This window comes from Paenibacillus xylanexedens (assembly GCF_007676705.1).
Taxonomy (GTDB): Bacteria; Bacillota; Bacilli; order Paenibacillales; family Paenibacillaceae; genus Paenibacillus; species Paenibacillus xylanexedens_C.
The window spans coordinates 222,426-242,406 of sequence record NZ_VEBF01000002.1; the positions used below are offsets into that span (position 1 = coordinate 222,426).

General features: G+C 47.2%; 20 protein-coding genes. 7 read left to right on the top strand and 13 right to left on the bottom strand.

Annotated elements, in window-relative coordinates:
* Positions 1-79: 79 nt before the first annotated feature.
* From FS628_RS10905 to FS628_RS10920, 4 genes are all read right to left on the bottom strand, one after another.
* A complete protein-coding gene (locus tag FS628_RS10905; RefSeq protein WP_260871008.1) occupies positions 80-346 on the bottom strand; it encodes an HPr family phosphocarrier protein in 267 nt (88 codons plus the stop codon).
* 166 nt (positions 347-512) lie between these two features.
* Positions 513-1,586, bottom strand: a complete 1,074-nt coding sequence (locus tag FS628_RS10910; RefSeq protein ID WP_440131275.1) for an NAD(P)-dependent alcohol dehydrogenase — start codon at positions 1,584-1,586, stop codon at positions 513-515.
* 76 nt (positions 1,587-1,662) lie between these two features.
* Positions 1,663-3,804 (bottom strand): alpha-glucuronidase family glycosyl hydrolase, encoded by a 2,142-nt coding sequence (locus tag FS628_RS10915; RefSeq protein WP_145321823.1) that lies wholly within the window; start codon positions 3,802-3,804, stop codon positions 1,663-1,665.
* Positions 3,801-5,993 carry a glycoside hydrolase family 52 protein gene (locus FS628_RS10920; protein WP_145321825.1) on the bottom strand — a complete coding sequence of 731 codons (2,193 nt, stop codon included), beginning with the start codon at positions 5,991-5,993 and terminating at the stop codon, positions 3,801-3,803. Before FS628_RS10920 ends, FS628_RS10915 begins: the two co-directional genes overlap by 4 nt.
* 209 nt (positions 5,994-6,202) lie before the next feature.
* Between FS628_RS10920 and FS628_RS10925 the strand changes: the two genes are divergently transcribed.
* Positions 6,203-7,114, top strand: coding sequence for an AraC family transcriptional regulator (locus FS628_RS10925; protein ID WP_145321828.1), 912 nt, complete (start codon positions 6,203-6,205; stop codon positions 7,112-7,114).
* Between the two features lie 49 nt (positions 7,115-7,163).
* Here FS628_RS10925 and FS628_RS10930 read toward each other — a convergent pair whose 3' ends face one another.
* Positions 7,164-8,567, bottom strand: coding sequence for an aldehyde dehydrogenase (locus tag FS628_RS10930; protein WP_145321830.1), 1,404 nt, complete (start codon positions 8,565-8,567; stop codon positions 7,164-7,166).
* 91 nt (positions 8,568-8,658) lie between these two features.
* Positions 8,659-8,961, bottom strand: coding sequence for an ArsR/SmtB family transcription factor (locus FS628_RS10935; protein ID WP_076331658.1), 303 nt, complete (start codon positions 8,959-8,961; stop codon positions 8,659-8,661).
* 268 nt (positions 8,962-9,229) lie between these two features.
* Here FS628_RS10935 and FS628_RS10940 point away from each other — a divergent pair, with 268 nt between their 5' ends.
* From FS628_RS10940 to FS628_RS10960, 5 genes are all read left to right on the top strand, one after another.
* Positions 9,230-9,895, top strand: a complete 666-nt coding sequence (locus FS628_RS10940) for a GntR family transcriptional regulator (protein ID WP_145324081.1) — start codon at positions 9,230-9,232, stop codon at positions 9,893-9,895.
* A gap of 40 nt (positions 9,896-9,935) precedes the next feature.
* The gene (gene uxuA / locus FS628_RS10945; RefSeq protein WP_145321832.1) at positions 9,936-11,003 is read left to right on the top strand and encodes a mannonate dehydratase; all 1,068 of its coding nucleotides are present in this window, start codon (positions 9,936-9,938) and stop codon (positions 11,001-11,003) included.
* On the top strand, positions 11,000-11,863 hold the full coding sequence (locus FS628_RS10950) for an SDR family oxidoreductase (protein ID WP_145321834.1): 864 nt from the start codon (positions 11,000-11,002) through the stop codon (positions 11,861-11,863). Before uxuA ends, FS628_RS10950 begins: the two co-directional genes overlap by 4 nt.
* A gap of 142 nt (positions 11,864-12,005) precedes the next feature.
* Positions 12,006-12,734, top strand: coding sequence for a DUF421 domain-containing protein (locus FS628_RS10955; RefSeq protein WP_145321836.1), 729 nt, complete (start codon positions 12,006-12,008; stop codon positions 12,732-12,734).
* Positions 12,735-12,760: 26 nt separating this feature from the next.
* Positions 12,761-13,132, top strand: coding sequence for a DUF4363 family protein (locus tag FS628_RS10960; protein WP_145321838.1), 372 nt, complete (start codon positions 12,761-12,763; stop codon positions 13,130-13,132).
* A gap of 62 nt (positions 13,133-13,194) precedes the next feature.
* Here the strand turns inward: FS628_RS10960 and FS628_RS10965 are convergent, their stop codons facing one another.
* From FS628_RS10965 to rpmG, 6 genes are all read right to left on the bottom strand, one after another.
* Positions 13,195-13,896 carry a M50 family metallopeptidase gene (locus FS628_RS10965; RefSeq protein WP_145321840.1) on the bottom strand — a complete coding sequence of 234 codons (702 nt, stop codon included), beginning with the start codon at positions 13,894-13,896 and terminating at the stop codon, positions 13,195-13,197.
* A gap of 43 nt (positions 13,897-13,939) precedes the next feature.
* Complete coding sequence (locus FS628_RS10970; protein WP_145321842.1) at positions 13,940-14,422, bottom strand: hypothetical protein; 483 nt, start codon at positions 14,420-14,422, stop codon at positions 13,940-13,942.
* A gap of 163 nt (positions 14,423-14,585) precedes the next feature.
* On the bottom strand, positions 14,586-15,707 hold the full coding sequence (locus tag FS628_RS10975; RefSeq protein ID WP_145321844.1) for a metal ABC transporter substrate-binding protein: 1,122 nt from the start codon (positions 15,705-15,707) through the stop codon (positions 14,586-14,588).
* Positions 15,694-16,593, bottom strand: a complete 900-nt coding sequence (locus FS628_RS10980) for a metal ABC transporter permease (RefSeq protein ID WP_145321846.1) — start codon at positions 16,591-16,593, stop codon at positions 15,694-15,696. Before FS628_RS10980 ends, FS628_RS10975 begins: the two co-directional genes overlap by 14 nt.
* The gene (locus FS628_RS10985) at positions 16,539-17,246 is read right to left on the bottom strand and encodes a metal ABC transporter ATP-binding protein (protein WP_145321849.1); all 708 of its coding nucleotides are present in this window, start codon (positions 17,244-17,246) and stop codon (positions 16,539-16,541) included. The genes FS628_RS10980 and FS628_RS10985 overlap by 55 nt, the downstream gene beginning before the upstream one ends.
* A gap of 49 nt (positions 17,247-17,295) precedes the next feature.
* Positions 17,296-17,445, bottom strand: coding sequence for a 50S ribosomal protein L33 (gene rpmG / locus FS628_RS10990; protein WP_036613813.1), 150 nt, complete (start codon positions 17,443-17,445; stop codon positions 17,296-17,298).
* 169 nt (positions 17,446-17,614) lie between these two features.
* Between rpmG and FS628_RS10995 the strand changes: the two genes are divergently transcribed.
* Positions 17,615-18,460, top strand: coding sequence for a hypothetical protein (locus FS628_RS10995; RefSeq protein WP_145321850.1), 846 nt, complete (start codon positions 17,615-17,617; stop codon positions 18,458-18,460).
* A gap of 70 nt (positions 18,461-18,530) precedes the next feature.
* Here FS628_RS10995 and FS628_RS11000 read toward each other — a convergent pair whose 3' ends face one another.
* Positions 18,531-19,730 carry a GTP-binding protein gene (locus FS628_RS11000; RefSeq protein ID WP_145321852.1) on the bottom strand — a complete coding sequence of 400 codons (1,200 nt, stop codon included), beginning with the start codon at positions 19,728-19,730 and terminating at the stop codon, positions 18,531-18,533.
* Positions 19,731-19,981: the final 251 nt, after the last annotated feature.

The following is a 19,981-nucleotide window of genomic DNA, read 5'->3' on the forward strand; positions in this document are numbered from 1 at the left end:
TTTTTGTACAAAGTACCAGCAGGATTTGAGGAATAGCTAAAAAAATTATGATTTCTATGATTTTGCACCTCATCAGGTGTTACGCCGTCCCTTTCTCCAGTACATTCAGCATGTACTCCAAAGCCTCCAGTTCATCCCTGCCTCTTGTCTGCAATCTGACAACACTACCATATCGAATGGGGAGTAACGCCATCCCTAGCAGGCTTTTGACATCTACTCGATGCTCATGCTCAGACTCCATATACGACAAGATAATATCCGAGGTAAAACGTGATGCTTGAGAAGATACCGACATCAGATCATCCCGATGAAAATCAGCGTGAATCATAAATTCATGTACTCTCACAACCTTCAGTTCCTTTCGCTAAGTACGTATTCACCTATATGGTGTGTATCATTTTATATATTAAAATCATCATGAATTATACCATGTTTTGGGAGCTTGTCTATTCCTTTATTTTGCAAAAAAACAAAAAAAGAGTCCTGAAGTTCAGGACTCTTTCAGTACGAGCTTATATCCCGTTCGGATATACCATAACCTTCAGGCTGCCGCTCTTATTGTGTAATGCACGTTCCATCGCCTGCTGTGTCTCTTCCAGTGAATAACGATCTGTAATCAGAGACATCACGTCATGTTGGCCAGAGCTCAGGAATTCAATCCCTGCAGGATACGTGTTGGCATATCGGAATATCCCATAGATATCAACTTCATTGTCTGCGATAAATGGAACATTCAGTGCAATTTCGTCCTGTGCAGGCAGGCCCACAATAGCAAGTTTGCCTCCACGTCGAAGTGAATACAGAGCCGTTTGCAACGCCTTCGGATTCCCGGCAGTTTCCCATGCGGTATCCACACCGACACCACGGGTTAACTCACGAATCACGGCCAGTGCATCTTCATTACGCACGTTAATGGTATGCGTGGCACCCATACGGCGAGCCGCTTCCAACCGCACTTCCTCCAGATCCGTAACAATGATCTTCTCTACGCCAAATGATTTTGCAGCCGCAACAGCCATCAGTCCAACGGGCCCCATCCCCATAATCGCAAGCGTTGTACCCGGAGCCAGCTTGCTCCGGCGAGCCGCGTGAATCCCAACGGAGAATGGCTCGTTCATAGCCGCTTCCTCATAGGACAGATGGTCGGGAATCGGGAATACCATATCTTCGCGCATCGTCATGTATTGTACAAATGCCCCGTCCACCGGAGGGGTCGCCAGAAACTGTACATCCGGACACAGGTTATAGCGACCTTCCTTGCATGCTGTGCAACGTCCACAGGTGACCCCAGGCTCAATGGCAACCCGATCTCCTATTTTCAGACGGGATACTTTCTCGCCAACTGCAGCAATCATACCCGCACACTCGTGTCCCAGGATGATCGGTTTCTCCACCACGAACCTGCCGATGCGCCCATGTTCAAAATAATGCACATCCGATCCGCACACGCCTACGGCCATCACCTGAATAAGAACCTCATCCGCAGCCGGTTGGGGAACAGGTTGTTCCTCAATAATGATGTGTCCTGGCTCTGTCATGACAGCCGCCTTCATGGTCTTGGGCAGTTGATGTTGTCCCATACGCATTCTCCTCCTCAGGTATGTCCATGCTGTCTATTTTACATCAAAGAAAACAAGGTATGTTCTTTATTCACATCACCAATCAATAGATTGTTCGTCCCTGTTCATCCGCAATTCCGCTCTTGCGGTAGAAGTACGTATTGATCATATCCCGCCATTCCTTCGCATGTTCGGCCTGATTGTCCTGTAATGAAGCAACTTTGCTGAAGATAACGGGGTCCACTTTTCCATCCAGCTGTCTCCATGTCTGCGCTAACGCCTCAGCCTGCGCAGCGCCTTCAAAGTGTGTATCATAAATATGCTGAATGACTGTCTTACCCGAATGCAGAACATGGGTGTACGGCACGTGATGGAAAAACAAGATCAACTCATCCGGACAGGTGTCCAAGGACTCATAACGTTCAGCATTCTCAGGGTGATACTGTGAGGTATACCCGGTCCCGCTCTTCACGGTTCGATCTACTCCAATGCCGTGACAATCGGCGAAGTGATACGTTCCCCATTTGGAATACTCATACCCATCTACATTCGGCCCATAATGATGCTCCGGATTAACCATCCAGCCTACACCGAGAGGTGCCGTATAATTTTCATAGATACCTAGTGAATTCAAAAGCATACCCGTAACCTGCTGCACGACTTCGTCCTCATGTCCAAATGTCAATCTGACCCACTCATCGGCAATCTCTTCCGCCGACAGCTCCGGATTCCACGCAAGTCGTCCGTATCCATACAAATTAGCCTGTGCAAGTGGATGTCCTGTCCAACAGGCATCTGCGCCGATATTGGATACAGCGGCGAAGCCACTATAAGGTCGGTTATAAAGAGAACCATTCGCGATTCGTTTGATCTCTGAGCCTTTTCCTTTGGCGTACGTGTCAAAGTCCAGCACTTCTTTCCATTGGGGAACCAGATAACACAGATGACGCTGCTGCCCGGTATACTCCTGGGTAATCTGGAACTCAATCACCTGATTCGTATTCTCCATGGCGCCGAACAGCGGGGATACCGCTTCCCTCACCTGAAAATCCATCGGTCCGTTCTTGATCTGTAAAATGACATTGTCGGCAAAACGCCCATCCAGTGGCGTAAAGTGATCATAGGCTGCCCGTGCACGGTCTGTGGAACGATCCCGCCAGTCCTGCTTGCAGTTATATACGAAGCAACGCCAGATCACCAAGCCACCAAAGGGACGAAGGGCTTCAGCCAGCATGTTCGCACCATCGGCATGATCACGGTTATACGTGAACGGTCCCGGACGATTCTCGGAGTCTGCCTTGATCAGGTAACCTCCAAAATCCGGAATAGCTGCGTACACCTTCGCCGTTTGAATGTTCCACCATTCCCGTACCTGCGCATCCAGCGGATCAGCTGTACGTAATCCACCAATCTCGATTGGACTTGCGTAGTTAGCACTCAGGAACAGTCGAATGCCATAGGCTCTGAATTCAGCGGCAACCTTCGCCACATCACCCAAGTAACGCTCTGTCAGGAACAGGCTCTCACGCCGATGGACGTTAACGTTGTTGATCGATATGGCATTGATGCCCGTGGAAGCGAGTAAACGTGCGTAATCCCGGATGCGTTCCAAGTCCAGCGTGAATTCGCCGTTATCATAGAAAATGGAGTCTCCTGCGTAGCCACGCTCAATACTACCATCCACGTTATCCCACTGATTAATCATCCGTAGTGCATTGGTTGGCTGCTCGGTAATAAAACTCCACTTGTCCACAGCTTCATCCGTTTCGCTTGCACTTTCCTGATCCAGTGTCATCTCTCGAAGCAGATGGAATATACCATACAGCACACCTTGGGGGGTCTCTGATCCAATGACAAGTACTCCTTCTGCCTCGTCCTTGCGAATGATATACCCTTCCCCTTGCACTGCAGAACGCTCGGTTTCGCTAAACGCTTCCGCCACAGAATCACTTCCAGCCCAAGTGCCGATCCGTATTGCTGGAGCATGCTCATCTCGCTCACTAGCCTGAGAAGCAACCTGCTGACTGACCGTTGGTTTCACTCCATACAACTTCTCCAATCCCTGTGAAAGTTCGGTCAGAGCTGTCGTAATGATCTGATGATTTTCTTCGGCCAAAATCAGCCTGCTCCAGAGCGGAGCCGTCTTCTTGGCCAACCCATTCGCTCCTGACAATGTGGAGTGGTATCCCAGCCATGCATCGTATTGTGGACCTGATAGACCAGATCGAACGACGGATTGGCTCATTGTACCGCCTCCTTACTGGCATAGATCTGTGCTAGGCGATTGCCTTTGCCTTCGAGCAACCACAGGATGGACGTTACACCACGCGGATAGTACTTGCTACCAACTGCTACACCAGACAGGATCTGGTCACTCCAGCACCAGTAGGATTCCTCCGGATGCAGCAGCCAGTTGACGTGAGCGGCGTCTGCTGCCTTCCCAGTCTCATCCCATTCCACACCCAACAGTTCTCTGGTGATAAATTGGGACAGATAGATTTTGCTCAGCCACGAGTTATTGCTTGTCGAGGAAAGTTTCCATCCTCCATCTTCGAACAGGCATGTTCCGGGTACAAGAACCGTCTTCAGATGGGTTTGGAGTGCCTTCAAGTAAGGTCCAAAACGTCCGTTGATATCCAGCGCTGCTTCACAGCCAGTAAAGTAAGGGAATACAAGACCTTCAATCGCCGGAATGATCCGAGAATCATTATTTTCCGCGATTACAGCCGGAATGTAGCCACCATCTGTCATCTGTGCAGCGATACTGGCAGCACAGCGATCTGCCTGGCGCCCTGCCTGATGGGACAGATCAGCCAGCTTCTCAGCAGCGAACAGCTTCTCCAATGCAACGTAGACCGCCCAGCACTTCCCAGCCAGATAGATGTTGTTTCGAGACTGACCAAGTGATACATCCAGGCTATCGTAGGTTGTAATCTCTGCCCCACCTTGTGTGCGGCTGCTATCCAGACCCATCAGACCGTTACGTTGCTCTGCGTCGGGATGGTCCCGATTAAGCATACTTTCGAAACAATCCTGAATAACAGGTAACATGTCTTTTACAAAAGCCTGATCCTGTGTCTGTTCAATGTACACCGTCGCGCAGCAGAGCCAGTTTACCAGTTCCTCGTGGCTCATTTGTGAGAAACAGTCATCAATGCCAACTAGCTCATATGCCGAGTGTCCGGGACGTGAGAATACATTGGCTACACCGATATCATGGGTAAAGGTAATCCCGCCAGGATATAACTTCTCTTCCCCCGGGAAACGTACTTGGTCCGTATAACTGTACCGTTTTACAAACCACTCCAGCTCGTTCCGCACCGTCCAGGGATTCAAGGCAAGCTCGAAATACAGCTGATCTGCTGTCAGATCAAGTGTGTTCATCATTCGATACTCCCCTTCATTCACCACCCAGAGTGGCTCTCCATCGGCATCCAGCAGTTGAGTGCTGGCATAGTAGCTGTGAATGGAATGAGCAAGCATGAAGGATTGATCCTCTGTCAGCGCAGCTGTCCCAAGGCGTTGTTCAACCTCTGCACAGGAAGCGGTCAGCTCACTGAAACGTTGCAGTGCATACTCTCCTGCCGCCTGGATGTCTGCAAAATACCGCGTATACCAATACGTCGTATCCATTCCAGTCGTCACAATGCCCCCACGATAGAAACATACTGCGAATTGATATGTGCGTTTCTCTCCGGCCGGTACTTCCATCAGTAATGCTGCAGTTCCGCCAAGTCCAAAAGCCAGATTCTCCCGATGCTTCTCCTGTAACAGCTTCTCCAACGTAAACCCGCGCGCAGGCCACATTCCGTCGTCTGCCGACATAATGGCTGTTAGCCGACCTTGTCCAACACCTGTGATGGAGCCACCTTCCGGTCCTCCAATCAGACGCATCGCAGCGTACGGATCATTGCCCTGATAGCCAAAGTAGGCTTTCCGTGGTTGTTGACCTTGCGTGTTGTCAATCGTCATCTCTACCAATACGGCAGGTACGAGTGCATCCATTAAGGCTTCACGATCTCCACTCGTTGGATCTGGTACGGGTCGTACAGGCGAATAGATGCGGAACGTCAGATCTCCCGCAGTCCACGTATCCGTTCCCGAGGTGAATTCGCGAGTAATCTCTTCATCACGAAAAGCAGAAATAAGAGGTTGTTGAGCTTTTGTCTGTGTCGTGGGCGGAGCCGTGTCACCATTCTCCAATTTCTCTACATCATAACGGCTGCTCTCATCTTCCGTAGCTTCATAAAAAGGAAGCGCCTGATAATTCTCTCCATCGCGAGACTGTAGTCCAATATATACGTTCTGGTCTGCCGGCTTGCCGAGTTCCAGACCCAGCCCGCCCTTGGCGCCTTTGTATCCAAGTGTGAAACTGGCAAAAGCACCGATCGGTGCGTGATGTGCATTATAAAAGATGGATTTGGATGTACTCATGAATCATAACCCCTCTCAGAATGGTATGCATACGTTTTCATTAGCCCCATCCTACCACGTGGTTTCACCCCAGGCCATGATCAAATCAATCTGATATTTACCCAAATCAAGCTGATAGACTATAATAATTAAAGCGGTTACACAAAAATGATTTATAATTGACCTCATAAGTTAACCCAGCATTTCATTAGTTATAAGGGGGATCTTCTATGTCTTCAACTTACTTGCCTCCCGCTTTGGGAGAAAGTGTACATGAAGTTTTTTACCCAGATGTGCAAACAACGGTCAATCTATTCGCCATTCATCTGAGAAGTGTCGGCACGGATTGGGATTATCCAGCGCATGAACACCCTCAATATGAATTGAATTATGTTACGGAAGGCGAGCAACGCATGATGGTGAACGGTACCCTGTATATTCAAAAGGCTGGCGAGCTGCTCCTGATTCCTCCGGGAAGTATTCATTCCAGCCAGAGCCATAACGGCAAAGGATTCACCTATTTTTGCATGCATTTTGACATCGATGATCAGTTGTTCCTATCGTTGCTTGCGCGCATCAAACAAGTACGATTCAGTGCAGATAGCCCGGTTACGCAGCAGATCGAGCCTGTTTTGCGCAAGTTGATGTCATCTGCGGATGATGAAGTAGCAAGTACAATGGTGCAGCGCATGCAGTTGCAATCTGCGGTATTTGAACTATTCGGCCATCTATGGGAGGCGGTCTCTCAGGAGGCAGCGCAATGGTTTACCGATGGATACGAGAAGGTTGAACTCGCACACCAGATTCGCAATCGATTGCAAGGCCTGATGAGTCAACAATTCAAACAGGGACATGAATCCGACAGTCATTATGGCATTGATGATATTGCAGCAGAGCTGGGCATCAGTTCTTCTCACTGTAATCGCGTCTTTAAACAGGTATTTGGTCAGTCTCCTCGCGCGGTGTTATCCCAGTTGGTTCTGCATGAAGCAAAGCTTCTTCTGGGTAATCCGAAGCTGTCCGTTCAGAATATTGCGGTCATGCTTGGGTACAAGGACATTGCCCACTTCAGTCGCCAATTCAAGCGCTGGTCCGGCATGTCGCCATCCCGTTACCGACAGGAACAGCCCGCTCCGGAATGAAATCCAGTAGCAGGCTGTTCACCTTTCTTATTTTTAGTAAAGCAACATTTTACTTCAACAAACGTTTAATTAACTTCAGCTTATTATCATATGGTGGATACAGAATCGGCAGATTCAACTTGGTGCTTTTTTTCAGTACACTTTTGAGATGGGAGAAGGTCTCGAAGCTATACTGCCCATGATACGAGCCAACACCTGAATGACCAACACCGCCAAAAGGCAGACGCGGATTCGCTACGTGCGTGATGGTATCGTTAATGCACCCGCCACCAAATGAAACTTCGCGCAGCACTTTGTCCTGAATCTGGGTGTCGGAAGTAAACAGGTACAAGGCCAGCGGTTTCGGCCGCTTTACAATTTCTACAATAGCTTCATCCAAGTTACGGTAGCTGATGATCGGCAGAATCGGTCCAAAAATCTCATCTTCCATCGTCGCTGCATCCCAGGACTCCGCATCAATCAGCGTAGGTTCAATAAAGCGATCTTCCTCATCCGATGCTCCCCCATATATCACTTTGGCCTGATCTCTTTCGATCAGAGTCGTCAAACGCTTAAAATGTCCCTTGTTCACGATTCGACCATAGTTCTTGTTGTGCTGGATATCTGAACCAAAGAAAGACACGATCGCTGCTTTCATCTCCGCAACTAACTGTTCCTTCACGCGTTCATGCACGAGTAAATAATCGGGTGCGATGCAGGTCTGTCCTGTATTGAGCAGTTTGCCCCATATGATGCGCTCCGCAGCTACTTTGATATCCGCCTGTTCATCGACGATGACCGGACTTTTACCGCCCAGTTCCAACGTAACGGGAACCAGATTTTTGGCAGCTGCCTCCATCACAATTTTGCCAACCGGTACACTGCCTGTAAAAAAGATATAGTCAAACGGCGCGTTGATTAGCGCTGTCGTTGTATCTTTGGCACCGTCAAGTACCTGAACGTATGCCGGTTCGAATACCGTCGCAATCATTTCACGTACTACAGCGGACACCGCAGGTGTATTCTCTGACGCTTTGAGCACGGCTGTGTTACCTGCCGCGATAGCGCCTACCAATGGCTCGATCAAGAGTTGAAATGGATAATTGAAAGGTCCGATGATCAGTACTGACCCATAGGGTTCGGGTATGATATAACTTTTCGAACCAAGGAGTGCCATTTGCGTTTTGACTTTAACGGGTTTTACCCACTTCTTCACTTTACGAATGGTGTGTGTGATGCTGTCCATCATGAATCCGATCTCGGTCGTATACGATTCGAACTCACTTTTCCCCAAATCCTGATAGAGAGCTTCTGTCAGTCGGGTCTCGTACTTTTGAATCGCCTGCTTCAGCTGGGTCAGTCGGGCAATTCGGGCTTCTGCCGATCGTGTGGCCCCCGAACGAAAGAATTGTCGTTGCTGCTCCAAAATCTGTTCAACTTCCTGACGAGTTACTTCCTGCATAGTTGTTATCATATAAGCATACTCCTCTACTTATTATAGATTAAGCGTTTAAACTTACGAACCTATAAGGCACATGCAAAAAGCATGTTGTATCACCATTAATCTACAGACATTCTTCTTCCAAAGCAGCTACCAGCTCCTTCAGCAGTTCCACCGATGCATTCAATGAAGCCGAATAATAGCGCTGTGTGCCCTTCTGTTCGACAGATATGAGCCCCTTCTCTAACAACAGCTTGAGATGATGAGATATGGCTGGCCGGGATAGGCTGGATTGCTCGGTAATTTCATTTACCGTCATTCTTCCCTTCTCGGTGAGTGTCAGCAAAATGGCTTGACGATGGTTGTCACTTAATACTTGAAATAACGGGATACAGGTTTGAAAAACGCTGATCGCTTTTTGTCCCATGGTGTTCACCTCTACACTATTCTTCGTATATTGTTTTCTGTCTGATGTCTGTTGGTTTAAACTTTCGAACCTAATGATTGAATTGTACTCTCTACTCACTAGAACTGCAAGTGAATCATTAAACAAATTCAAAATAATGTTGATAAAGCGCTTCCATACTACCATACAAGTATGGTAGTATGTCAAAGAAGGAGTTGAAGTTGTGGAATATACCCCGAAGTTATCATCCAAATCCGGTTTGTTGCCTGCTGCGAACAGTCTGTCTTCCATGAACAAGCAGTCTTACTCCGCCCGGGACGCGGTGTACGTCACGCTTAAAAAGCTGATTTTGAGTCTGAAGCTGCCTCCGGGAACAGCCATTTCAGAGAAAGAAATTTCGTTGGAATTTCAGGTCAGCCGGACACCCGTTCGAGAAAGTTTCGTAAGACTGGCTCAGGAAGGTCTGCTGGAAGTGTATCCACAGCGTGGTACCTACGTCTCTCTGATCCAGGTCGATCTCGTTGAGGAAGCACGATTCATGCGTGAACAGCTTGAACGTGCTGTAATCAGGCTCGCTTGCGAGACCTTTCCAGACGAACAGATGATTGCACTTGAACAGAATCTTGCGCGTCAACAGGAATGTAAGATCAAACCGGATGATGAACGAATGTTCCAATTGGATGAGGAATTCCATAGCACTCTTTTTGCAGGCTGCAACAAAAGCAACACCTGGACTGTCATCCAGCAGATGAATGTGCATTTGAATCGAAGCCGCATGCTTCGTCTGTCCTCGGATCACCAGTGGGACCATCTGATTGAACAGCACAGGTCCATGGTTCTGGCTATACAGCAGCATGATGCCCAGACGGCAGAACGACTGATGCAGGAACATCTGCATTTAACTGTCACCGATTTGGCTGTCCTGCAGGATACATATCCTTCCTATTTTCAATGACTGAATTCTTCTTACTACTATTCATGATGAGGTGAACGTGATGAGAATGGTTTTTCGCTGGTTCGGCGAAGGCAATGATACGGTAACGCTGGATCATATCCGGCAGATTCCGGGTGTTGAAGGTATTGTGTGGGCACTGCACGATGTTCCTGCTGGCGAGGAATGGCCGATGGACAAAATACTCGCTGTAAAAACAGCAGCGGACAAGGCCGGGTTACATCTGGATGTCGTCGAGAGTGTGAACATCCATGAGGATATCAAATTGGGCCTGCCATCAAGGGATAAATACATTGCGAACTATATTAAAACGATGGAGAAACTGGCTCAGGTGGGTGTGAAGGTCATCTGTTACAACTTTATGCCGATCTTCGACTGGCTTCGCACGGATATGCACAAGGAAATGGAGGATGGCTCAACTGCCCTCTTCTATGAGCACAGTAAACTCGCAGATATAGAACCTCTAGAACTCGTTCGACGCATTACGGAAAACTCCGCACTCACCATGCCAGGTTGGGAACCGGAACGATTGCAGTATTTAACAGGTCTGTTCGAAGCCTACAAGGATGTAACCGAGGATCATATGTGGGAGCACGCACGTTATTTCCTGCAAGAGATTATGCCTACAGCCGAACGGCTGGGGATTCGAATGGCCATCCATCCGGATGACCCGCCATGGCCAATCTTTGGATTACCAAAGATTATTACAAGTCAGGAGAATATTCGGAAATATTTGAATCTTTTTGATAGCCCTTACAACAGCGTGACACTATGCAGTGGCTCTCTGGGAGCGAATGCTGATAATGACATTATCGGGATGATACACGAGTTCAAGGATCGGATTCCATTTGCCCACATTCGTAATGTCAAAATCTACGAAAACGGCGACTTTATTGAAACGTCACACCGCAGTCAAGATGGAAGCGTCGATATTGCGGGGGTTGTTGAGGCTTATCACGATATCGGTTATGAAGGTTATGCAAGACCTGACCACGGTCGTCATCTCTGGGGGGAACAGTGCCGACCTGGTTATGGACTCTATGACCGGGCTTTGGGGATCATGTATCTCTGGGGCGTTTGGGATTCCCTGCAAAGGAGGGCAAAAGCATGATTGAAAACCAACATGAACGCTCATCTCGTCTTGAAGGCAGAACAGCTGTAATCACCGGAGGTGCTGGAGTATTATGCCGCTCCATGGCGGAAGAACTTGCTCGGCACGGTGCAAGTGTAGCCATACTGAACCGCACCGTGTCCAAGGGTCAGGAAGTTGTAGCTGCCATTGAAGCTGCCGGTGGCAGAGCAATTGCTGTAGCCTGTGATGTAACCCAAGCCGATAGCGTGCAAGCGGCAGCAGATGCGGTGCTGGAACAGCTGGGACCCTGTGATATTCTGATTAACGGTGCCGGTGGCAATAATGCCCGTGCCAATACTACGAATGAAATATTCAGACTGGAAGATCTGGAACAGCAGGACGTCACGACGTTTTTTGATGTAAGCGTAGAGGGATTTCGTCAGGTGATGGATCTGAATTTTGTCGGTTCCCTCATTCCTACTCAGATCTTTGCAAGACATATGATTGAACGTGATGTTCCGGCGACTGTCATCAATATTTCTTCCATGAGCGCCCCGTCGCCCATGACCAAAGTTCCAGCGTATAGTGCTGCCAAGGCAGCGATTAACAACTTCACGCAGTGGCTCGCTGTGCATCTGGCTGAATCCGGTATTCGTGTGAATGCCATTGCACCCGGATTCTTCCTGACAGAGCAAAACCGTAATCTGTTGCTGCAACCAGACGGTTCTCCTACGGAACGTTCGAGTAAAATCATTGCGCATACTCCTATGCGCCGCTTCGGCAAACCGGAAGATCTGCTTGGCACATTAATGTGGCTTGCGGATGAAAGACAATCCGGCTTTGTCACAGGTACAGTTATCCCTGTAGATGGCGGGTTTATGGCGTATTCCGGTGTTTAACGATTAGATAGTTTATTGAAACCGAAGCTTGGGACACTTATCCAGGTTTCGGTTTTTTGCGTTCAAGCATAAGATCCTCTAGCCTAGGAAAAGCTTGTTATAGAGAATTGGAGAAGTGAAGTAAAGGAAGGTGATACATATTATGATGGAAGAAACTTTGGTTGTTGCCGTACGGTCTATTATTGCCTTTCTGACTCTGATCATCTACACAAGGGTGCTGGGCAAACAACAGATGGGTAACTTGACGTATTTCGATTACATTAACGGCATCACAATCGGTTCCATTGCGGGGACTTTTGCAACCGATCTCTCCTCCAAGGCGTGGATTCATTTTGTGGCCTTGACCATTTTCACAATCATTACGATCATCTTTCAATATATAACGCTAAAAAATCGCACCATCTCCAAATTAATGGACTCTGATCCCACATTGATCATCCAGAACGGTAAAATTCTTGAACAGAACCTGAGTAAAATGCGAGTCAAATTTGACGAATTGACCATGATGCTACGGCAAAAGGATGTATTTGATATTACGACTCTGGATTATGCGATTCTTGAACCGGACGGCAGCCTCTCGGTTGTTTTGAAACCTGAGAATCAGCCTGTAACCGCGAAAGACATGCATATGCACCCACCCAAGAGCAAGCTGATGACTGAGATTATTATTGATGGCCTTCTGATTAAGCAAAATCTGGAGGAAAGAAACAAAGATATTAACTGGCTCAGTGAACAGCTGAAAAAGCAAAACATCACAATTCAGGATATCGCTTTTGCCGCCATATTACCTAATGACAAATTGTATGTTGACCTGTTCAAGGATAAGATCACCGAAAAAATCGATATGGGCGATTATGAGGGACCTTTCTAAACTCTTTACATGAAGGAGGCGGTTGAATGAAAACGCGTTTCTGGTTGCTGTATGTGCTTCCGATCTTCCTCATTCTTGTATTCGTTGCGATTATGGCCAGCGGATCGTTTCTCAAAAAGCCCTTTGGTACCGAAGATCGCTTGCTCGAATCGGTGCAAACGCTGGAAAAGAACGTTGAGGACAAACAGTGGACGGCAGCCAAGTCACAGATTGATTATGCGATGCAGGCTTGGGAACGAATCGTAGACCGAATTCAATTCAGTGTCGAACGTGAGACGATATACGATATTTTGGGTACTCTCGCCCGAATCAAGGGCGGCGTTGCTGCAGAGGAAGACAAGGAAATTATGGAGGAAATCTATTACTTCTACGCGTTATGGGAAAACTTGGGGGATTGATTGGCCCCATCAAAAAGCACCTCCTTTGTCTAAAAAGGAAGTGCCTTTTAGCGTTCTATCCGTTACGCTCTTCTTACTCGGCGAGCTCTTGGTGCACGTGACGTGCTTTCTTTGCGGAAAAAGAGAGTGAGTGCTCTGTTCGCACACCACAGTGCAAACAGAGCAAACAGCGTGCCCCAGAACAGCGCGGGAAGGAATGTCTGCTGAGCGAGATTCGCTGCATCCCCTGCCCGTGAAGGCTGCGTCCAAGACATCAATCCAACGTATACAGCACTAACAACAGACTCTTCCAACGTAAGAAACGCCAGTATCAGATAATAGAACTTCACGATCTTGGCGCCAAAAATCATAATGACAACGTTCAAAACGATGAACCCGGTCAGCCATAACATGCCGAACTCCCCTCTTACATATAACAGGAGTGACACCAGAGCTACAGCTGTCATGATCCCCAGTCCCCACATATGCAAGCCTTTGCGGTATAAGTAGAACAACAGCCAGGCAAACAATGATGCACTGATATATCCCGCCAGAGAAACCAGGATTGATCTGCCTGGCGTCAGCATGGATGAATACGTTACACCGCTATGATCAGCGTACAATTCAATTCGCAGCACTTTACCGGACAATAACAGCGTCATCAATGCATGACCGAATTCGTGAATCATCGTATCCAGGTTACGGAACAAGGACGAGAATGGGATGAATCGTGTAAGAAAGACGGAGCCTAGTAGAAAAAGTATCGTTTTGACCCACTTATTCAATCGTGTCATACCTCCTTTACCTTCAAGTAAACAAGCCTATCCTTTATACTACGCTTTTTTCACTCGATTCGTTTCGGCTTCCAAACTGTAAGGCGCAGTGCTCCATCCAACAGCAGAAGCTCCGATTGTGTCCAATGAAAAAAGAAGACAGATCATAGCGGCCTTTTTCGGCCTCTAGTGTAACGAGCAGTCGATACCGCATCCGACTAAGCGCGTAGTGCACGAATTGATCAGCAACTTCACTTTGTATCAGAGTAACATAAGCATAAAGGGAATGATCGACAGGTTCATCGAGCGGACTCACCCCTGCACATGAAAATTCCGTCTTGACTCCCGCATTCTGAAGTATAGACAATGCGTTCACGAGCTCGGCATCCACTTCAACGCCATTCCATATCTCCGTTTTCTTCGCAGATACTGTATGTTTGTCACGCTCCGTCCAGTTCATCAGCTCCAGCTTGCGCCGTCTCCACAGATGGGCTGGCTGTTCACTTAACAGCACTTCATGTTCCTCATTTAAATTCATCTACTGCTTCCTCCTGTTCTCCTCAATCCGGTCACCTTAAACGAAGCAGAGAGCACATCACTGTGCTCTCTGCTTCGCAAAAAGGCAAAGGAATGGCACTCCATTCCTCAGCATGTTGTATTATTGTACCTTTTTCGGTGACAGGCATCAAATTGATCTTTTATTATTCGTTCAGTGCCAGTTTCAGTGCCTCCAGATTCTGTCTCATCACGCTAATGTAGTCCATTCCCGCCGCAATTTCTTCCTCGGAGAGTCCCTCAATTGGGTTCAATACAGCCGTCTTGGCTCCCACTTCACTTGCAATCGTCTCAGACACTTTGGATGAAACCAGTGTTTCGAAGAAAATCGTCTTCACCTGATGCTCTTTCGCAAAATCAATGACGGATGCCATCTGTGCTGCCGAAGGTTCCTGCTCAGGGGATAGCCCGGCAATAGGTACCTGCTGCAGATCATATTCTTTCGCCAGATAACCAAATGCAGCGTGTTGTGTGATGAAATCCTTGCGTTTGCTATCTGTCACAGCCGCCTTGAAGTCCTGATCCAGTGACTCCAATTGAGCAATGTAAGCATCTGCATTTTGCTTGAACTGTGCGGCGTGTTCTGGAGCAGCCTGTGCCAATCCCGCTTCAATATTGCGCACTTCCGTTACAGCCAGTGCAGGCGACAGCCATACGTGGGGATCCAGTCCACCGTGATCATGCCCCTGTCCTTCTTCTTCCTCGGCGCCATGATCATGGTCGTGTTCTTCAGTAGTCGCTTTATCTGCATGATCGTGGTCGTGATCATGTTCTTCTGTAGTCGCTTCATTCGCATGGTCATGATCGTGTTCATGTTCTGTTGCCTCTGAATCTTCATGATGGTGATCATGCTCTCCACCTTCAAGCAGGTTGATGCCCTTGCTTGCTTCCACTTGAATGAGTGAAGTGTTACTCAGACTTCCGGTGACCTGATCAATCCATGATTCCATACCCGCACCATTGTATACAAGTACATCCGCTTTCTCAATACTGGCAATGTCCTGTGGTGTTGGTTCCCAATCATGAGGCTCCATACCCGCTGGAACGAGCGTATGTACATCCGCTAGGTCGCCTGCTACATTTTTAGTGAATTCGTACATGGGATAGAAACTAACCTGCACGTTTAATTTTGCGGTTTCCGTCTCGGCTGGAACGGGAGCGCCCGTCGGAGCTGCGCTGGTATCGGAAGCGGATTTCTGTCCGCAACCTGCGACGATAAGTGTCAGACTGAATAACAGTCCGAGTGCTGTTTTTTTACTGAATTTCATGTGATGTATTCCTCCTTGAATGGATAACTAACGTTGCTCGTTGTTCTTGTTGATTTCTCTCTTTACGGTGACGCTTGCGGTTGTATCGTGCAATCAGCTTTTGCGCTGATATTCCAGTCAATAGGAAGACCAACAGGATGAGAGCAATCGTTCCTCCCGGTGGTGTATTTAGATGGTAAGATGTTGTCAGTCCGCTAAAAATACCGATTACCCCCGTGATTACCGCGACGATCATCGCTGCTGTAAAACTGCGAGATACTCGGAGTGCCAAGGCAGCGGGCAATACGATGAGAGCAGACACCAGTAGCACACCGACGATCGGCATGGCTGATGCTACAGTCATTCCTGTCAGAATGGCAAATGCAAACGATAATCCTCTCACTTGAACGCCTCCAATGGAAGCTGTCTCTTCATCAAACGTAAAGCTATAGAGCGGTCTTCGGAGAATGATGAAAAAAAGTAACCCAATGACACATACGCCTGCCATCATCCACAACTGCATATCGCTAACCGCGACAATAGATCCAAATAAGTATGAACTGAACGTCTTGGACAGGTTCGTTTTCAGGCTCATTAACACCACCGCAAGAGCCAGTCCAGAAGTCATAATGATTGCCACGGGTACCTCGCTATAGGTTCGGTAACTTCTACGCAGTTGTTCAACCAGTAATGCACCGATAATGGCAATGGCGAATCCGCAGATGACCGGGTTAAGATTCATGACCGAACCTAGCGCCACCCCTGCGAGTGAGACATGGGATAACGTGTCTGCCATAAGGACCTGCCTTCTGAGCATCAGATAGACACCCAGAATCGGAGCTATGACCCCAATCAGTCCACCTGCCCAGAAGGCACGTTGCATGAATTCGTACTCAAACACTGCCATTCCTCACTTTCTTGCCGCTCCAGGGTAATGGTGCGGTCCAATCGATCTCCCATTTCTTCCAGCCCGTGAGTAACCATAATAATCGTTAATCCATGAACATCCGCATAATGGCGCATCAGATCGTAGAAGCCCTCTCGGCTGCGTCGGTCCATTCCCGTTGTCGGCTCATCCAGTACCAGAACCTGCGGTTGCCCAGCCATGGCTCTGGCAATACAGATCCGCTGTTTCTGTCCACCGGACAGCTCACCAACACGTGTATTCCGATATTCCCACATGCCGACCTCACGCAAACTGCGTTCAACGATGGCATCCTGCTCCGATGTAAATCTGCGAAAAAGTCCCAGTCTGGTATAACATCCGGATCGGACCAGTTCGTTCACCGTGCTGGGAAATCCACTATTAAACGATGCCACCTGCTGGGGCACATAACCGATATTGGATGTGTTCCCACGTTTCAACTGCGGACTCATATGTATCGTGCCGCTCCAGGGCTTCAACAGCCCCAGCAGCAGCTTTAACAGGGTTGTTTTGGCAGAACCATTAGGGCCAGTAATGCCTATGAACTCTCCCACATGGATATCCAGCGACAGTTGATCAATGACCGGCTCTTTGCCATATCCGAATACAACATCACGCATGGAAGATAGTAACATGCCACTCCCTCTTTTCGTAAATATTACGATTTAAAATGAACAAAAAAATTTAGCGTGTTTCCCGGTGAATCGTCATCTTCTTCAAACGAGGTGAGTACTTCTTCATCTCCAGACGCTCTGGATGGTTACGCTTGTTCTTGGTTGTTGTGTAGTTGCGGTCCCCGCACTCGGTGCAGGCTAAGGTTACAATGACTCTCATGATTGTTGCCTCCTCTTATTTAATCGTAATTATTACTATTTAATGATATTAGCCTATGCTTTTTCTTTTGTCAACTCCGTATCTGCTACAGTAATAATTGTATGCACATTATAATTTCATATGATATACTGCTTTGGTATCATTATACTTTTACCTACGGAGGAACTAGATGAAGATCAAAAAATCAACTTTTATTGGGTCATTGGTAGCATGCAGTTTGGCTTTCGGTGCCCTGGGTGTAGCAGCTTCAAACGGAATTCAGGATATTGAAGCAGCACTCGACAGTAATATTAGCTTCAAAGTGAATGGTTTGTCCTGGACGCCTAAAAGCGAAGCTGGAGACAAACTGACTGCACTGGTGTATGAAGGTGATGTGTACTTGCCTGTCAGTACCACAGCAGAAGCATTGGGAGCCAATGTATCTCTGAATGTTAGCAACAAAGTTGTAAGTATCACCAATTCAGGTGGCGGTAAGTCTAGCAGTTCAAATAGTAATAGTAGTACGGGTACCAAAAGTTCTGAAGATTCAAGTAGTTCAAGTAACTCAAGCACTTCAGGTTCAATCAAAATGACTGGAACTGACGCTCAGATGATAGTCAAATTGCAAAAAGAATCTATAGCACTGATTAAAATGTATGGTAAAGCACTTAAAACAGGCAGCACTAGTGAATTTGATAAATACATAGATGCCAAAGTTATTGAAAATGCTGAGATCGACTTCTTTGATCGTGGCAAACAATATCAAAAAGATAAATTCAAGACCAAAGTCAAAGGTCTAATTGCAGCAAATGATAAAAAAACATTGACTAAATATGCGGATCAATTGATTAACATCAAATCAGCTGATTTTAAAGTTATTTCAATGAATGACAAAACTAAAATAAGTAAAAGCTACAAAGCTGTTTATTATCCTCAAGGATGGACGGGTTCCTTTGGAGTGAACCTTTCGTTTGTGTTTAGTCCACAAAAAGACGGCAACGGCGATTTTTATCTCGGTGATTTGTACTTTAACTAAGATGCTTTAAGCAGTACTATCTTTATCTTCAGGTGCATACGTGCACTTGAAGATTTTTTTTATTTAACTGTCAACTCCATGCCGGAAAAGGATCTTTCAGTTCACGCCAGTTCATCAACATCTCTTCTTCCGTAAGAAGGGTCTCATCCAGCGTACGTTCAATCTCTGCCCGGTCCATGTCAATGCCGATAAATACCAATTTCGTCACCCGATCGCCCCACTTATCATCCCAATCCGGTATGCTTGGCAATGTATCACCAAAGTGAAGTTGTCTTTCCTCCTCACTCATCGCACCTACCCATATTCCTGCTGGCGCAAGCTGCTTGGATGTACCTGCATGACTGAAAGAAATCGCCATATGGTTTCTTGTCGCCAGCCACATCAGACCTTTGGATCGCACGATGCTATCTGGATATTTCGCAATCCAACGCAGCAACCGTTCCGGGTGGAATGGACGTTTTCGATGATAGACAAATGAATGAATTCCATATTCTTCAGTCTCCGGGGTATGTTCTTCTTTCATCAATTCGCGGATCCAACCCGCGGACTGGCTTGCTTTTTCAAAATCAAAACGTCCTGTATTCAATACCTCTCTTGGATCAATCTGCCCATGTGTTGTTCGAATAAGCTTGGCTTCCGGTTGCATGGCGTGCAGGGCCTTCTCAAGCTTCGTCAGTTCTTCCTCTGACACCAGATCACATTTATTCAGAATCAGCACATCACAGAATTCCACCTGATCCGTCAGCAGATGAACGATTCCGCGAACATCGTCTTCCCCCGCTTGCTGTCCACGGTCCTTCAATGTTTCTTTGGAATAAAAGTCACGCCAGAACTGAGCAGCATCGACTACCGTAACCATCGTGTCGAGTCGGGTGAATTTCGTCAAATCAATGCCAAGTTCCTCGTCGATATACGTAAACGTCTGCGCAACAGGTACCGGCTCACCAATACCCGTCGATTCAATCAATATGTAGTCAAAAGAACCATCCAGCGCCAGCCGCTCGACTTCTTTCAGCAGATCCTCCCGTAAGGTGCAGCAGATGCAACCATTGGACATCTCTACCAACTTCTCATCAATACGCGATAATCCTCCACCATCTCGTATTAAGCCTGCATCGATATTAACCTCACTGAGATCATTGACGATGACAGCAACACGCATCCCCTCACGGTTATGAAGCACATGATTAAGCAGTGTGGTTTTGCCTGCACCCAAATATCCACTAAGTACGGTTACCGGAACCCGATGTTGAACCTGTTGATCTGACATTTCTGCTTCCTCCATTCTGCTTAAGTTGGATTGACTAATCTTATTTCTGAGCCTATGAGAGAGCAAAAATAGACTCCCTTTCCTTAATCGTAATAATTACTATTAAGGATGATCAATCCGAACTATACCGCAGTTTTCTTTGGGTTGTCAACTCTAATATGATGAAGAATCTTGATTAATCGTAAAAATGTTGATTAGAACATAGGAATGATGTATGTTGCTGCACGTACAAGCATATATTTTAGCAAAGT

Bases quoted from the DNA above. Each gene is read 5' to 3' on its own strand.
- FS628_RS10910 (WP_440131275.1), bottom strand. From the start codon at position 1,586: ATGCGTATGGGACAACATCAACTGCCCAAGACCATGAAGGCGGCTGTC.
- FS628_RS10915 (WP_145321823.1), bottom strand. From the start codon at position 3,804: ATGAGCCAATCCGTCGTTCGATCTGGTCTATCAGGTCCACAATACGAT.
- FS628_RS10920 (WP_145321825.1), bottom strand. From the start codon at position 5,993: ATGAGTACATCCAAATCCATCTTTTATAATGCACATCACGCACCGATC.
- FS628_RS10925 (WP_145321828.1), top strand. From the start codon at position 6,203: ATGTCTTCAACTTACTTGCCTCCCGCTTTGGGAGAAAGTGTACATGAA.
- FS628_RS10930 (WP_145321830.1), bottom strand. From the start codon at position 8,567: ATGATAACAACTATGCAGGAAGTAACTCGTCAGGAAGTTGAACAGATT.
- FS628_RS10935 (WP_076331658.1), bottom strand. From the start codon at position 8,961: ATGGGACAAAAAGCGATCAGCGTTTTTCAAACCTGTATCCCGTTATTT.
- FS628_RS10940 (WP_145324081.1), top strand. From the start codon at position 9,230: ATGAACAAGCAGTCTTACTCCGCCCGGGACGCGGTGTACGTCACGCTT.
- uxuA (WP_145321832.1), top strand. From the start codon at position 9,936: ATGAGAATGGTTTTTCGCTGGTTCGGCGAAGGCAATGATACGGTAACG.
- FS628_RS10950 (WP_145321834.1), top strand. From the start codon at position 11,000: ATGATTGAAAACCAACATGAACGCTCATCTCGTCTTGAAGGCAGAACA.
- FS628_RS10955 (WP_145321836.1), top strand. From the start codon at position 12,006: ATGATGGAAGAAACTTTGGTTGTTGCCGTACGGTCTATTATTGCCTTT.
- FS628_RS10960 (WP_145321838.1), top strand. From the start codon at position 12,761: ATGAAAACGCGTTTCTGGTTGCTGTATGTGCTTCCGATCTTCCTCATT.
- FS628_RS10970 (WP_145321842.1), bottom strand. From the start codon at position 14,422: ATGAATTTAAATGAGGAACATGAAGTGCTGTTAAGTGAACAGCCAGCC.
- FS628_RS10975 (WP_145321844.1), bottom strand. From the start codon at position 15,707: ATGAAATTCAGTAAAAAAACAGCACTCGGACTGTTATTCAGTCTGACA.
- FS628_RS10980 (WP_145321846.1), bottom strand. From the start codon at position 16,593: ATGGCAGTGTTTGAGTACGAATTCATGCAACGTGCCTTCTGGGCAGGT.
- FS628_RS10985 (WP_145321849.1), bottom strand. From the start codon at position 17,246: ATGTTACTATCTTCCATGCGTGATGTTGTATTCGGATATGGCAAAGAG.
- rpmG (WP_036613813.1), bottom strand. From the start codon at position 17,445: ATGAGAGTCATTGTAACCTTAGCCTGCACCGAGTGCGGGGACCGCAAC.
- FS628_RS10995 (WP_145321850.1), top strand. From the start codon at position 17,615: ATGAAGATCAAAAAATCAACTTTTATTGGGTCATTGGTAGCATGCAGT.
- FS628_RS11000 (WP_145321852.1), bottom strand. From the start codon at position 19,730: ATGTCAGATCAACAGGTTCAACATCGGGTTCCGGTAACCGTACTTAGT.